Source organism: Micromonospora sp. CPCC 205554, from assembly GCF_036902745.1.
Lineage (GTDB): Bacteria > Actinomycetota > Actinomycetes > Mycobacteriales > Micromonosporaceae > Micromonospora > Micromonospora tulbaghiae.
This window is the reverse complement of sequence record NZ_JBAKHP010000003.1, coordinates 207,179-220,456: the sequence shown is the minus strand read 5'-3', so window position 1 is coordinate 220,456 and position 13,278 is coordinate 207,179. Positions and strand designations below refer to the sequence as shown.

Annotated in this window: 12 protein-coding genes, 1 tRNA gene and 1 pseudogene; 2 read left to right on the top strand and 12 right to left on the bottom strand. The window is 73.0% G+C overall.

The annotated features are described in order from the left end of the window. Positions 1 to 28 precede the first annotated feature (28 nt). The 6 genes and pseudogenes from pth to V6U82_RS06885 all read right to left on the bottom strand — a co-directional run bounded on the left by pth (position 29) and on the right by V6U82_RS06885 (position 5,326). Entirely contained in the window at positions 29 to 619 is a 591-nt protein-coding gene (gene pth, locus V6U82_RS06910; RefSeq protein WP_116503868.1) for an aminoacyl-tRNA hydrolase, read from the bottom strand. Between the two features lie 100 nt (positions 620 to 719). Beyond that, entirely contained in the window at positions 720 to 1,415 is a 696-nt protein-coding gene (locus V6U82_RS06905) for a 50S ribosomal protein L25/general stress protein Ctc (protein WP_128137008.1), read from the bottom strand. Between the two features lie 286 nt (positions 1,416 to 1,701). After that, a complete protein-coding gene (locus tag V6U82_RS06900; RefSeq protein WP_013283956.1) occupies positions 1,702 to 2,682 on the bottom strand; it encodes a ribose-phosphate diphosphokinase in 981 nt (326 codons plus the stop codon). 56 nt (positions 2,683 to 2,738) lie between these two features. Beyond that, positions 2,739 to 4,262: pseudogene (gene glmU / locus V6U82_RS06895) on the bottom strand (bifunctional UDP-N-acetylglucosamine diphosphorylase/glucosamine-1-phosphate N-acetyltransferase GlmU); the annotation flags it as partial. A gap of 116 nt (positions 4,263 to 4,378) precedes the next feature. Beyond that, a tRNA-Gln gene (locus V6U82_RS06890) sits at positions 4,379 to 4,450 on the bottom strand. Positions 4,451 to 4,465: 15 nt separating this feature from the next. Continuing rightward, positions 4,466 to 5,326, bottom strand: coding sequence for a helix-turn-helix domain-containing protein (locus V6U82_RS06885; protein ID WP_334459906.1), 861 nt, complete (start codon positions 5,324 to 5,326; stop codon positions 4,466 to 4,468). A 72-nt stretch (positions 5,327 to 5,398) separates the two neighbouring features. Here V6U82_RS06885 and V6U82_RS06880 point away from each other — a divergent pair, with 72 nt between their 5' ends. Then, complete coding sequence (locus V6U82_RS06880) at positions 5,399 to 6,067, top strand: TetR/AcrR family transcriptional regulator (protein ID WP_334459905.1); 669 nt, start codon at positions 5,399 to 5,401, stop codon at positions 6,065 to 6,067. Positions 6,068 to 6,112: 45 nt separating this feature from the next. Here V6U82_RS06880 and V6U82_RS06875 read toward each other — a convergent pair whose 3' ends face one another. The 6 genes from V6U82_RS06875 to V6U82_RS06850 form a co-directional block, all read right to left on the bottom strand. Beyond that, the gene (locus tag V6U82_RS06875) at positions 6,113 to 6,580 is read right to left on the bottom strand and encodes a DUF4383 domain-containing protein (protein ID WP_128137011.1); all 468 of its coding nucleotides are present in this window, start codon (positions 6,578 to 6,580) and stop codon (positions 6,113 to 6,115) included. Positions 6,581 to 6,700: 120 nt separating this feature from the next. Continuing rightward, on the bottom strand, positions 6,701 to 7,156 hold the full coding sequence (locus V6U82_RS06870) for a DUF4383 domain-containing protein (protein WP_128137012.1): 456 nt from the start codon (positions 7,154 to 7,156) through the stop codon (positions 6,701 to 6,703). A 97-nt stretch (positions 7,157 to 7,253) separates the two neighbouring features. Then, complete coding sequence (locus V6U82_RS06865) at positions 7,254 to 9,053, bottom strand: ABC-F family ATP-binding cassette domain-containing protein (protein WP_334459904.1); 1,800 nt, start codon at positions 9,051 to 9,053, stop codon at positions 7,254 to 7,256. A gap of 65 nt (positions 9,054 to 9,118) precedes the next feature. Then, on the bottom strand, positions 9,119 to 10,072 hold the full coding sequence (locus tag V6U82_RS06860) for a 4-(cytidine 5'-diphospho)-2-C-methyl-D-erythritol kinase (protein WP_334459903.1): 954 nt from the start codon (positions 10,070 to 10,072) through the stop codon (positions 9,119 to 9,121). A gap of 86 nt (positions 10,073 to 10,158) precedes the next feature. Further along, positions 10,159 to 11,028 (bottom strand): 16S rRNA (adenine(1518)-N(6)/adenine(1519)-N(6))-dimethyltransferase RsmA, encoded by an 870-nt coding sequence (gene rsmA / locus V6U82_RS06855; RefSeq protein WP_121686217.1) that lies wholly within the window; start codon positions 11,026 to 11,028, stop codon positions 10,159 to 10,161. Positions 11,029 to 11,041: 13 nt separating this feature from the next. Further along, positions 11,042 to 11,944: a TatD family hydrolase gene (locus V6U82_RS06850; protein ID WP_128139120.1), complete on the bottom strand. Its 903-nt coding sequence runs from the start codon at positions 11,942 to 11,944 to the stop codon at positions 11,042 to 11,044. Between the two features lie 81 nt (positions 11,945 to 12,025). Between V6U82_RS06850 and V6U82_RS06845 the strand changes: the two genes are divergently transcribed. Further along, entirely contained in the window at positions 12,026 to 13,270 is a 1,245-nt protein-coding gene (locus V6U82_RS06845; RefSeq protein ID WP_334459901.1) for a hypothetical protein, read from the top strand. Positions 13,271 to 13,278: the final 8 nt, after the last annotated feature.

Genomic DNA, 13,278 nt, shown 5'->3' with positions numbered 1-13,278 from the left:
GGCTACCGGCCGGGCTCCGCCCCGCCGGTCAACCCCCGTGGTAGAGGTTCTGCGTCGGCTCCACGCCCTTGAGAACCACCGACTCCACCACGTCCGCCGCGCGGTCCACCAGGAACTCCAGCTCCTTGCGCTCCGCGGAGGAGAAATCCGAGAGTACGTAGTCAGCCGGATCCTGCCGGCCCGGCGGCCGGCCGATGCCGAACCGCACCCGTACGTAGTCCTTGGTGCCGAGCGACTTCGACATCGAGCGCAGGCCGTTGTGCCCGCCCTCGCCGCCGCCGCACTTCACCCGCACCTGCCCGTACGGAATGTCCAGCTCGTCGTGCACCGCGATCACGTGCGCCGGCGGGATCTTGTGGAACTGCGCCAGCCCCGCCACCGGACCACCGGAGAGGTTCATGTACGTCAACGGCTTCAGCAGCACCAGCTTCGGACCGCCGAAACCCAGCCGCCCCTCGGCGGCCTCGGCCATCGCGCGCTTGTGCCGCCCGAACTTCGCGCCCACCCGGGCCGCCAGCAGGTCCGCCACCATGAACCCGACGTTGTGCCGGTTGTTCGCGTACTCCCGGCCGGGGTTGCCCAGGCCGACCACCAGCCACGGCCCCGCCTCGTCCGTCACCCGACGCCCCTTCCCGCTCGCTCGCCCGACCAGCCGTCCCGATACGCCGACAGGCGCCCCCGGGAACCGGGGACGCCTGTCGCACAGCCTTGCGGACCGGTCAGGCCTCGGTCTTCGCCTCGGCCGGGGCCTCCTCGCCCTCGGCGGCCGGAGCGCCCTCGGCACCCTCGGCGGTCTCCTCGCCGACCTCGGCCTCGGCCTCCTCGGTGGCCTCCTCGACCTCGGGGAGGGTGGCCTCGAGCTGCTCGGCGGTCGGAGCGGCGGTCACCGAGGCGACAGCGGTCTCCTCGTCGGTGGCCAGCTCGACGCCGGACGGCAGCTCGACGTCACCGGCGGTGATCGTGGTGCCCGGCTCGGCGCCCTCGATCGACGCCTCCAGGTGGTCCGGCACCTTGGTCGCGTCGGCGGTCACCGACAGCGTGTCGTGGTCGTGCACGATCAGGGTGTCCTTCGCGGCCTCACCGGTCAGCTGGACCGGGACCTCGACGGTGACCTTCTCGCCGCGGCGGACCAGCAGCAGGTCCACGTGCTCGAAGGTGTCCTTGATCGGGTCACGCTGGATCGCCTTCGGCAGCGCCAGCACCTGCGTGCCGTCGCTGACCTCGATCGCGAAGAGCTGGTTCGCGCCACCCTTGCGGATCGCGGCGGCGAACTCCCGCGCCGGGAGCGCGATGTGCTTGGGCTTCTCGCCGTGGCCGTACAGCACGGCGGGCACCTTGCCGGCCCGGCGGGTACGACGGGCACCACCCTTGCCGAACTCGGTACGGGGCTCGGCGCTGATCTTTACCTCGGACACGGGGAAACTCCTGATGCTTCGCTGCGGCGGCTTGTCGTCTGGCGGTGCTGGGGCGAGGGGCTCGCTGGGGCTAGGGTCATGAACGACCGCCCGGAGCACCGCGTCGATGACGGCGCCTCCGTGCGGTGCTTGTCAGCAGCCCGCCGGGCACCCTCGCCGTGGCAACCGCACCAGTCTACCCGAGGGAATTCCCGGCTCTCCGGCAGTCCCCCATATCACCGGCGGGGCGGTTCCGCAGGGCATCGGCCCGGTCGCCGGAGACTCCCCGGCGACCGGACCGGCGCGCTCAGCTCAGGCCACCGAACAGGGTGGTCACCGACCCGTCGTCGAAGACCTCCCGGATCGCCCGCGCCAGCAGCGGGGCGATCGACAGCACGGTCAGCTTGTCCAGCTGCTTCTCCGACGGCAGCGGCAGCGTGTTCGTCACGACGACCTCGCTGATCGGGCTGTTCTTCAGCCGCTCCGTCGCCGGGTCGGACAGCAGCGCGTGGGTCGAGGCGACCACGATCTCCGCCGCGCCCTGCTCCTTGAGGATGTCCGCCGCCTTGGTGATCGTGCCACCGGTGTCGATCATGTCGTCCACGATCAGGCACACCCGGCCCTCGACCTCACCGACCACCCGGTTCGCCACCACCTGGTTCGGCTTGAGCGGATCGCGGGTCTTGTGGATGAACGCCAGCGGGCAGCCGCCCAGCCGATCGGTCCAGCGCTCGGCCACGCGCACCCGGCCCGAGTCCGGCGCGACCACAGTCATCGGCCGGCCCGCGTACTTGTGCTCCACGTACTCGGCCAGCACGTCCATCGCGAACAGGTGGTCCACCGGGCCGTCGAAGAAACCCTGGATCTGCGCGGTGTGCAGGTCCACGGTCAGGATCCGGTTCGCGCCGGCGGTCTTCAGCAGATCGGCGATCAGGCGTGCCGAGATCGGCTCCCGGCCGCGGTGCTTCTTGTCCTGCCGCGAGTACGGGTAGAACGGCAGCACCACTGTGATCCGCTTGGCCGAGCCGCGCTTCAGCGCGTCGACCATGATCAGGGTCTCCATGACCCAGGTGTTCACGCCGTGCGTCACGGACTGCACCACGAAGGCGTCCGAACCACGGACCGAGTCCTTGTACCGTACGAAGATCTCGCCGTTGGCGAAGTCGTACGCGTCGGCCGGCGTCGGCGCGACGCCGAGCACCTCACCGATCTCCTTGGCCAGCTCCGGAAAACCCCTCCCGGAGAAGAGCATCAGGCTCTTGCGGTTTTCGGCGACGATGCTGCCCATGGGCCCGTCTGCTCCCGTATGTCGGTGGTACCCGGCGGCGGTGGGGCCGGGGACTGTTCGGTTGCAGTATGCCCCCGGTTCAGCGATCCACCCACGGCCCGGCGATCGCCGTGGAGTCAGTCACCTTCGCTTGCGGCGCCGCCCGTGTCCGACGCACCCTCACCGGCCCGCCGCGCCGCCTCCGCGGCATCCGTACCGGACCGCTTGCGCAGCACCCAGCCCTCCACGTTGCGCTGCTGACCGCGCGCCACCGCCATCGCGCCCGGCGGCACGTCCCCGGTGATCACCGAACCCGCAGCGGTGTACGCGCCGTCGCCCACCCGCACCGGCGCCACGAACATGTTGTCCGCTCCGGTACGGGCGTGACTGCCGATGGTCGTGTGGTGCTTGCGTACCCCGTCGTAGTTGACGAAGACGGTCGCCGCGCCGATGTTGCTGTGCTCGCCGATCGTCGCGTCGCCCACGTACGACAGGTGCGGCACCTTCGACCCGTCACCGATCGACGCCTTCTTGGTCTCCACGAACGTGCCGACCTTCGCCTTGCGGCCCAGCCGCGACTCCGGCCGCAGGTACGCATACGGGCCGACGCTCGCCTGCGGGCCCACCTCGGCGCCGAGCGCGTGGCTGCGCACGATGCTCGCGCCAGCGCCCACCAGGGTGTCGACGAGCGTGGTGTCCGGGCCGACGAGCGCGCCCTCGCCGACCGTCGTGGCGCCCTGGAGCTGGGTGTTCTGGTCGATCACCGCGTCCCGCTCGACGGTCACGGTCACGTCGATCCAGGTGGTGTGCGGGTCGAGGATGCTGACCCCGGTCCGCATCCAGCCCTCGTTCACCCGGTCCCGCAGCAGCCGGCGCAGCGCGGCCAGCTCGACCCGGTCGTTGCAGCCGAGCGTCTCCACGTGGTCGGCGGCGCAGTGCACAGCCACCGGCTCCCCCGCGTCGCGCAGCAGCGCGAAGACGTCGGTCAGGTACTCCTCGCCCTGGTCGTTGTCGGTGGAGAGCTTGCCCAGCGCCTCCCGCAGCCGGGCCGCGTCGAACGCGTAGATGCCCGCGTTGATCTCCCGCAGCGCGCGCTGCTGGGGCGTGGCGTCGCGCTCCTCGACGATCTGCTCCAGCTGACCCTGCACGTCCCGCACGATCCGGCCCAGGCCGGTCGGGTCGGGCACCTCGGCGGCGAGCACGGTCGCCGCGGCGGCGGCGTCCTCGTGCGCCTCGACGAGCGCCTGGACCGTCTCCGGCCGCAGCAGCGGCACGTCCCCGTTGATCACCACGACGGTGCCGGTGGCGTCCGGCACCGCGTCCAGCGCGATGCGGACCGCGTGCCCGGTGCCGAGCTGGCGCTCCTGGAGCACGGGCGTGGCGCCGGGGGCGACCTCGGACAGGTGCTCCCGGACCTGGTCGGCGCCGTGGCCGACCACGACCACGGTGCGGTCCGCGCCCAGCGGACCGGCCGCGGCGAGGACGTGACCGAGCAGGGTACGGCCGAGCAGCGGGTGCAGCACCTTGGGCAGGGACGACTTCATCCGCTTGCCCTCACCGGCGGCGAGCACGACAACGGTGCGGAGGTGGGGCTGGGACACGACGTGGCTCCCGTCGGGACGGCGACAGTCTCGCGGTCATGCTAACCACGCGGCTCGCCACAATTCGCATCCGGCCGCACAAACGCCGTTCGCCCGGGAGCGATCCGACGAATGAGCTGGGGTGCCTGGATTCGAACCAGGAGCTCAAGGCTCCAAAGGCCTGCGGGTTGCCGTTACCCCACACCCCATTGCCATGTCAAGACCTACGGAACGGCATCTTTCCCTTGCGCCTCGTCCGCGATCCGGAACAGCTCGGCGATCATACCTTCGATCCGCCAGTAGAGCTCGCGGCTGCGGGGCACAGTGATCACGAGGCAGCCGTGATAGGTGTCGCCGGTGTTCCGCCGTACCGTCGTCGGGTTGTGCCGCTTGAGCACCGTGCGGCGAAACCTCTCCGCAGGCAGTCGCAGCCGCCCCACCCACCAGCGCACAGCGGCCTCGGCGTCCGCCGACTCGTGGATGCTCACGCGATAGGTCGGCACAGTCCGGTCCACGCCGCAGACCTCCAGGAACCGGAGGAAGAGTGCCAGCAACCCCGGATCGGTGTTGACGAACTGGATCGTCACCGCCCGGCGCCAGGGCTTGGACTTGGCTCCCTCACACCAGTAGATCGCCGCGCCCAGCATCAGCAGATCCCGCTCACCGAGACCACCGACCACACCGGCGGCGCGGCCGTGCTCCGCGGCCTGCTCCGCGTCGCGCGTCTCCCGGTACGCGCTCCAGCGCGCCTCCGTCATCGCCTTCGAGTGCTCGCGGCGCCGCTGCGCGGTCGCGTCGTCCGGGACCAGCGGCAGGTGTCGCACCCACTGGTACGCGGTCGACTTCGCCACCCCGAGCTGCGCCGCGATCTGGTTGACCGACCGGCCCGCCGCCCGCAGCCGCAGGGCCTCGGCGCGAGTGTCGTCCCGGGCGCGCGGCCGGCAGGTCCACTCCGGCGGCGGGATGCCGCGCAGCAGCGCGTACACCCGGTCGCGGCCGATGCCCAGGCGAGCCCGGATCTCGGCGACGGAGAGCTGCTCGTCCACGCGCAGGCGCCGCGCCTCGGCGGCGAGGGGGTCGGTCACCGGCGCAGATTAGAACACCCGTACGACAGCGCCCGGTCTGACCGCGAGCGTCGCGCCTGGCAGGATGGACGGGTGACCGACGTTTCCGGCAGCGAACGCGCCCGTCGGCGGCCCGCGCCGGCGGCGAAGCCCTCCCGGGTGCGGATGTCCGCGACCCAGCGGCGCGAGCAGTTGATCTCCATCGCCCGGCAGATCTTCGCCGAGCGCGGCTTCGACGCGACCTCGATCGAGGAGGTGGCGGCGCGCGCCAAGGTCTCCAAGCCGGTGGTCTACGAGCACTTCGGCGGCAAGGAGGGGCTCTACGCGGTGGTGGTGGACCGGGAGGTCCGCGCCCTGCTGGACCGGATCACCACGGCCCTGACCGCGGGCAATCCGCGGGAGTTGCTGGAGCAGGCCGCGCTGACGCTGCTGACCTACATCGAGGAGGAGACCAGCGGGTTCCGGGTGCTGGTCCGGGAGTCTCCGCTGATGTCGGCGACGGGCAACTTCAGCAGCGTGATGAACGACGTGGCGCACCAGGTGGAGCACATCCTGGCGGGGGAGTTCTCCATCCGGGGGTACGACCCGAAGCTGGCGGAGCTGTACTCCCAGGCACTGGTGGGCATGGTGGCGCTGACCGGCCGCTGGTGGCTGGAGGTGCGCAAGCCGCGCAAGGAGACGGTGGCGGCGCACCTGGTGAACCTGGCCTGGAACGGGTTGTCGCACCTGGAGTCGAAGCCGGGCCCGATCCCCCGGGGCTGACGCCGCTCAGCGCAACGGCCGCCTCAGCGCACGACGACAACCGGTTCAGCGCTCGCCGATGGGATGGTAGCGGCGCTGCCGTTCCTCCTCTTCGTGCTCGGGGGTGCCGACCTTGTCGTACAGGCCGGTGGCGAGCAGGACCAGCCCGAACAGCAGCGACACGATGACCGTCGACATCGAGAAGTTGAGGAAGTTCGCCGAGGTCTGGAGCACCGACATCATCAGGATGCCGGTGACCAGGAAGACCGCCCCGGCGGTGAGGTTCATGTAGTGGCCGAGGTTGTCGCGGCGGGACGCGCCGACCAGCAGGATCGCGCCGAACACCACCGAGACCAGCGAGAAGGCCAGGTTGGTGCGCAGGCCGAGCGCCCAGTCGCCGTCCCGGCCGAACAGTCCTTCGCCCCAGGTCTGGAAGACGCCGAAGACGCCGAAGACCAGGATGTAGAGGCCGATGAGCCCGGACAGCACCCGGTAGAGCGGCCGCGCGGGGTGGTTCACCGGGAAGTGCGCCATGATGCCCTGCCCTCCAGCCATGTGACTGATTCGGGGCAATTGTCGCCCGGGGCGTCCGCTCGCGTCCGGAAAACACCGAAGGCCCGGCGCAGCGCGCCGGGCCTTCGGTTCGAGACGGGATCAGAGCACCAGGCGGGCCTTCTGCCAGGCCTCGTGCTCGTCGTCGGTGCCGACCTTGCCGTACATGCCGACCATCAGGAGCACCAGGGACAGGGTCAGGACCACGACGTCGGTCATGATCGAGAAGTTGAAGATGTTGGCGTCGGTCTGCAGGAACGCCAGCGCGGCCAGGCCGATCACCATCAGCGTGTAGGCCAGCCACTGGTTGATCGCCACGTCGAGGTTGCGGCCGATCGCGGTGCCGACCAGGATCACGACGCCGACCAGCACCGACAGCAGCGAGAACGCCATGTTGGTGCCCTGGCCGAGGACCTTGGTGTCGTCCTGGGCGAGGAAGTCGTTACCGGCGCTGGCGATGATGCCGAGGCCGCCGAAGACGACGAAGTACAGACCAACGAGCCCGCCGATCGCCCGGTAGATCGGCCGCGCGGGGTGGTTGACGGGGGTGTGGGCCATCTCTGCGTCTCCAAAAGACCGTTCGGACGAGGGTTCCACCGGTGATTGTCCCGTACGCCGGTCAGTGACGCCGCACACCCCCCACCCCGGCGGCAGGTCAGCCGGCCGGAAGCTCCTCGGCGAGAGCCAGCCAGGTCTCCTCGGTGCGGTCCCGCTCGGCCCGTACCTCCTTGAGCTGGGCGTCCAGCTCGGCGACCCGGGCGTAGTCGGTGGCGTTCGCGGCGAGCTGCTCGTGCAGGCCCGCCTCCTTCTGTTCCAGCTTGGCGATCTGCCGTTCCAGCCGGTTGAGTTCCTTCTTCGCGACGCGTACCTCGGCGGCGGACATGCCCTCGCGCGCCGGCGCCGCGGTGGCCGGGGTGAGGTCGGCGGGCGCCGGGCCGCCGGTCGCGGCGGCGCGCGCCAGGTACTCGTCGACGCCGCCGGGCAGGTGCACCAGCCGGCCGTCACCGAACATGCCGTACGCGACGTCGGTGACCCGCTCGATCAGGTAGCGGTCGTGGCTGGCCACCACGATCGTGCCGGGCCACGAGTCGAGCAGGTCCTCCAGCGCGGCGAGCGTGTCGGTGTCCAGGTCGTTCGTGGGCTCGTCGAGCAGCAGCACGTTGGGTTCCCCGGCGAGCAGCCGCAGCATCTGCAGGCGGCGGCGCTCGCCGCCGGACAGGTCGCTCACCGGCGTCCAGAGCCGCCTGTCGTCGAAGCCGAAGATCTCGGCGAGCTGGGAGGCGCTGATCTCCCGGTCGCCGAACTGCACGCGCCGGGCCACCTCCTCGACGGCTTCCAGCACCCGCAGGTGGCCGGGGAGTTCGGCGAGTTCCTGGGACAGGAACGCCGGCCGGACGGTCTGCCCGGCGGCGAAGCGCCCGCCGTCGGGGCCGGTCACCCCGGCGAGCATCCGCAGCAGCGTGGTCTTGCCGGCGCCGTTGCGGCCGAGGATCGCGACCCGGTCGCCGGGGCCGACCTGCCAGGTGGTGTCGTGCAGGATCTCCTTCGGGCCGGCGTGCAGCCGGACGTGTTCGAGGTCGTACACCTGCTTGCCGAGCCGGGCGGTGGCGAGCCGTTGCAGCGACATGGTGTCGCGGGGTTCCGGCACGTCGGCGATGAGCGCGTTCGCCGCGTCGATGCGGAACTTGGGCTTGGAGGTGCGTGCCGGCGCGCCCCGGCGCAGCCAGGCGATCTCCTTGCGGAGCAGGTTCTGCCGGCGGGCCTCGGTGGCGGCGGCGACGCGTTGCCGCTCGACGCGGGCCAGCGTCCAGGCGGCGAAGCCGCCCTCGTACGCCCGGACGGTCTGGTCGGCGACCTCCCAGGTGGTGGTGCAGACGGCGTCGAGGAACCAGCGGTCGTGGGTGACCACGACGAGCGCGCCCTTGCGGGTGACGAGATGCCGGGCGAGCCAGTCGACGCCGCCGACGTCGAGGTGGTTGGTGGGCTCGTCGAGGACGAGCAGGTCGGCGTCGCGGACCAGCAGCGCGGCGAGCGCGACGCGGCGGCGTTCCCCGCCGGACATCGGGCCGACCGGGGTGTCCAGGCCGAGGTGGGGCATGCCGAGGCCGTCGAGGATGGCGCGTACGCCCGCGTCGCCGGCCCACTCGTGCTCGGCGCCCATGCTCTCGCCGAGCCAGGCGGTGCCGAGCACGACGTCCCGCACGGTGAGGTCGGGGGCGAGGTCGAGGCGCTGCGGCAGCCAGGCCACCCGCAGGTCGCGGCGGTGGGTGACGCGGCCGTCGTCGGGTTCCTCGGTGCGGGTGAGCAGGCGCAGCAGCGTCGACTTGCCGGCGCCGTTGAGGCCGACCACACCGACCCGGTCGGCGTCGTCGAGGCCGAGCGAGACGTCGGTGAGCAGCGGCCCCGCGGCGCCGTACCCCTTGGACACCCGGTCCAGGTTGACGATGTTGGCCACTGACCCACCCTTCACGACTCAGGCGTCCCGGGGGCCCGGGACGCCTGAGTCAAGGGTACGGGGCGTCAGACGACGCGGGCGCCGGCGACCGGGCCGTGCGCGACGCGGGCCTCCCGGCACACCCCGGCGGCGGTGATCTCGGCGGCGATCCGGACCGCGTCGGCCTCGCCGGTGGCGAGGAAGACGCAGGTGGGACCGGAGCCGGAGACGATGCCGGCGAGCGCGCCGGCCGCCTCGCCGGCCTTGAGCGTCTCGGCCAGCGACGGGCGCATGGTCAGCGCGGCGTCCTGGAGGTCGTTGCCGAGCGTGGCGGCGAGCACCCGCGGGTCGCGCTGGCGCAGCGCGGCGAGCAGCGCGTCGGTGCTGCCCAGCGGCGTGCCGGCGGTTCCGGCGTCGCGCAGCCGGTCCAGTTCCCGGTACGCGGCCGGGGTGGACAGGCCGCCGTCGGCGATCGCCACCACCCAGTGCCAGGAGGTGGGGCGGGCCAGCACGGGGCTGACCGCCTCGCCCCGGCCGGTGCCGAGCGCGGTGCCGCCGTGGATGAGGAACGGCACGTCGGAGCCGAGGTCGGCGGCGATGCCGGCCAGTTCGTCGCGGGACAGTCCGGTGCCCCACAGCGTGTCGCAGGCCACGAGCGCGGCGGCGGCGTCGGCGCTGCCGCCGGCGAGCCCGCCGGCGAGCGGGATCTGCTTGCGCAGGTGCAGCCGGGCGTGCGGGGCGACGCCCGCGTAGCCGGCGAGCGCGTGCGCGGCGCGCAGCGCCAGGTTGGTGTCGTCCAGTGCCAGCTCTCCGGCGCCCTCGCCCTCCATGGTGAGGGTGAGCGTGTCGCCGCGGCGGGCGGTCAGCTCGTCGTAGATGGAGATCGCGTGGTAGACGGTGTTGAGCTCGTGGTAGCCGTCACGCCGCAGCGGTCCGACACCGAGGTGCAGGTTGACCTTGGCGGGCACCCGCACCTTGACCGGGCCGCCGGCGCCGCGCCGCTGCCCGTCCTCGTCCTCCGGTCGCCATGCCTCGGTCACCGGGCGGACTCCACCGGGCGTGGGCGGATGTCGAACGGCTTCGGCACGGTCAGCTCCTCGGCGGGGGGTCGGGCAACGGCGCCAGCCTACTGCTCGCCGCCGGGGCCGTCCGGGGCCGACGCGGCGATGGCGGCGAACTGCTCGACGGTGAGCGATTCGCCCCGCGCGCCCGGATCCACACCGGCGGCGGTGAGCGCGGCGGCGGCCCGGTCCGCGCCGCCGGCCCAGCCGGCCAGGGCGGCGCGCAGCGTCTTGCGGCGCTGCGCGAACGCGGCGTCGACGACCGCGAAGACGGCCTGCCGGGGTACGTCCGGCCGGGGCGGTTCGCGCCGGGTGAACGCGACCAGCCCGGAGTCGACGTTGGGCACCGGCCAGAACACGTTCGGCGGGACCTTGCCGGCGGCGCGGGAGCGGGCGTACCAGGCGAGCTTGACCGACGGGATGCCGTACACCTTGGAGCCGGGACCGGCGACGAGCCGGTCGGCGACCTCCTTCTGCACCATCACCAGGCCGTGGCGCAGCGTGGGCAGTTCGGCGAGCAGGTGCAGCACGACCGGCACGGCGACGTTGTAGGGCAGGTTCGCCACCAGCGCGGTCGGCGCCGGGCCGGCCAGGTCGGCGGCGGTGACCCGCAGCGCGTCGGCCGGGTGGACGGTGAGCCGCTCGGCGGCCGTACCGGCGAAGCGGGCGGCGGTCTCCGGCAGCGCGGCGGCGAGCGCCGGGTCGAGTTCCACCGCGTGCACGTGCGCGGCGACCGGGAGCAGGGCGAGCGTGAGCGAGCCGAGCCCGGGGCCGACCTCCAGCGCCACGTCGTCCGGGGTGAGCCCGGCGGTGGTGACGATCCGGCGCACGGTGTTCGGGTCGTGCACGAAGTTCTGGCCGAGCTTCTTGGTCGGCGTGACGCCGAGGCGCGCGGCGAGTTCCCGGATCTCCGCCGGGCCGAGGAGTCCGGTCACGCCGGGCATCCTCTCACCACGGCCCGAACGCGCGGTCGCCGGTCGCGGAGATGGTGGCGCAGAGTTCGTCCAGGTCGGTGCCGGTGGTCTCGGCGAGGAAGCGGACCGTCAGCGGGATCAGGTACGACGCGTTGGGCCGTCCCCGGTACGGCATCGGGGTGAGGTAGGGCGCGTCGGTCTCGACGAGGATCTGCGCGGGCGGGGTGACGGCGGCGGCCTCGCGCAGCGCGGCGGCACTGCCGAACGTGACGGTGCCGGCGAAGCTGAGCAGGAACCCGCGCCGGACGCACTCGCGGGCGAAGTCGGCGTCGCCGGAGAAGCAGTGCATGACCACGGTGTCCGGGGCGCCCTCGTCGTCGACGATGCGCAGCACGTCGGCGTGCGCGTCCCGGTCGTGGATGACGAGCGCCTTGCCGTGCCGCTTCGCGATGGCGATGTGCGCCCGGAAGCTCTCCTCCTGCGCCGCCCGCCCCTCGTCGCCGGTACGGAAGAAGTCCATGCCGGTCTCGCCGACGCCCCGGACGCGGTCCCGCCCGGCGAGCGTCTCGATCTCGCGCAGCGCCTCGTCCAGGTCGGCCAGCCGGGGCGCCTCGTTCGGGTGCAGCGCGACAGTGGCGAGCACCGGGGCGTACCGGTCGGCCACGTCGGCGCTCCACCGGGACGAGTCGACGTCCACGCCGACCTGGACGAGCCGGTCCACGCCGGCCCGGGCGGCGACGTCGATCGCGGCGGCCACCGGGTCGTCGCCGGGGGCGCCGCCGGGAGGCGTGCCGAACTCGCCGACGGTGATGTCGAGGTGGGTGTGGCTGTCCAGCACGGGTACGGGCAGCGGCTCGGGGGCGGGCGGGAACTCCCCGGCCCGGCGGGCGGCGCGCTGCTTGCGGGTCTCGGTCTGCTCGGTCATCGCGGCCAGCATCACACACCGGCCCGGTACGGCGTTCCCGGACCGCCACCGGCTGTTCACGTGCCCCACATCTGGCGGGCTTAGCGTCCCGGAGTGACCGTCACCGACCAGGCCGGCGGGCCCGCCTCCGACCGGGCCGGGTTGCGCGTGACGTACGGCGGCCGGGTGCACCCGGCCGAGGAGATCGCCCGGGGCGCGGCGTACGAGTTGTTCAGTGCCGACGAGGCGCCCGGGTTCGAGTGGTGTCCCCGGCCCGGCAGCGGCTATCCGTGGCGCCGGTTCGTGCACGCGACCGAGGTGGACGCGGTGCACGGGGGCGCCGGGTCGGCCGACGACACGGACGCGCCGCTGCTGATGCCGGTGCACCGGGACCGGGGCTGGGCGTACGTGCACCAGCTCAGCCAGCAGCCGGGTGCGGCTGCCGATCCGACGCTCGCCGCGGTGCGGGCGTCGGCGGTGATCCGGCCCGGCACCCGGATGGTGAAGGTGCTCTCCGCCCGGCAGCTCGCCGGCTACGTGCGGGGCGTGCTGCCGCACGGCTTCTGCTATCGGGAGCACGACGTGGCGCACCTGCGGACACCGGCCGGGATGGCGGTGCTGCGCGGCGACTCGGAGGGCGGCGACGTGGCGTACGCGCTGCGCTGGCGGGCCGCCGACCCGGCCGACTACGACGCGCCGGTGGGCCCGGCGCACCGGGGGCTCACGGCGTTGCCGCCCCGGGACCGGCTGGGGCCGCCGGTGCTGGGCACCGGGTTCGTGCCGAGCAACGGGCAGCTCGTACCGGAGTTCGTCAGCCGGGAGTTCGCCGACCTGCCGATGCCGGCGAACGCCACGCTGCTGGCCTACCCGGCCGAGGGGGTGGAGGTGGTGCTCTACACCTACCAGGCCGAGCAGCGGGGCTGGCTGCGCCTGGCCGGGCCGCAGTGGCGGCACCTGCTCGCCGCGGTGCCCGGTCTGGCCGCCGACCAGGAGTACGTGCCGACCGGTGACGCGCCGTGCTCCACCCGGCTCGTCGGCACGTACGCCGGTTCGGAGTACGAGGCGGTGGCCGACCAGCCGGGCGGGTTCCGGGTGCTGGCGATGACCCGGGCGGCCCGGTACCCGGTGGACGCGGCGGCCCGGCGGGTGCGCACGGCGGCGTGGCGCGGGGTGCCGTGCCTGGTGCTGCGGGAGGAGGGCGGCTGGCTGCGGTTGCGGCTGCGCCGCCCGGATCCGGACGCGGTGGCCGCGACCGGCGCGCAGTGTCTGGAACGCGGCGTGTACGAGGTCTGGGCGCCCGGCGGCGAGCTGACCGACGACCGGGTGGTGGACCTGCCCTATCCGGCCCGCCACGAATAGACGGGGGC

What these genes read in the sequence shown, in the direction of transcription:
- V6U82_RS06850 (WP_128139120.1), bottom strand. Translation starts at nt 11,944, where the DNA reads ATGCTGGCCGCGATGACCGAGCAGACCGAGACCCGCAAGCAGCGCGCC.
- V6U82_RS06900 (WP_013283956.1), bottom strand. Translation starts at nt 2,682, where the DNA reads ATGGGCAGCATCGTCGCCGAAAACCGCAAGAGCCTGATGCTCTTCTCC.
- V6U82_RS06870 (WP_128137012.1), bottom strand. Translation starts at nt 7,156, where the DNA reads ATGGCCCACACCCCCGTCAACCACCCCGCGCGGCCGATCTACCGGGCG.
- V6U82_RS06875 (WP_128137011.1), bottom strand. Translation starts at nt 6,580, where the DNA reads ATGGCGCACTTCCCGGTGAACCACCCCGCGCGGCCGCTCTACCGGGTG.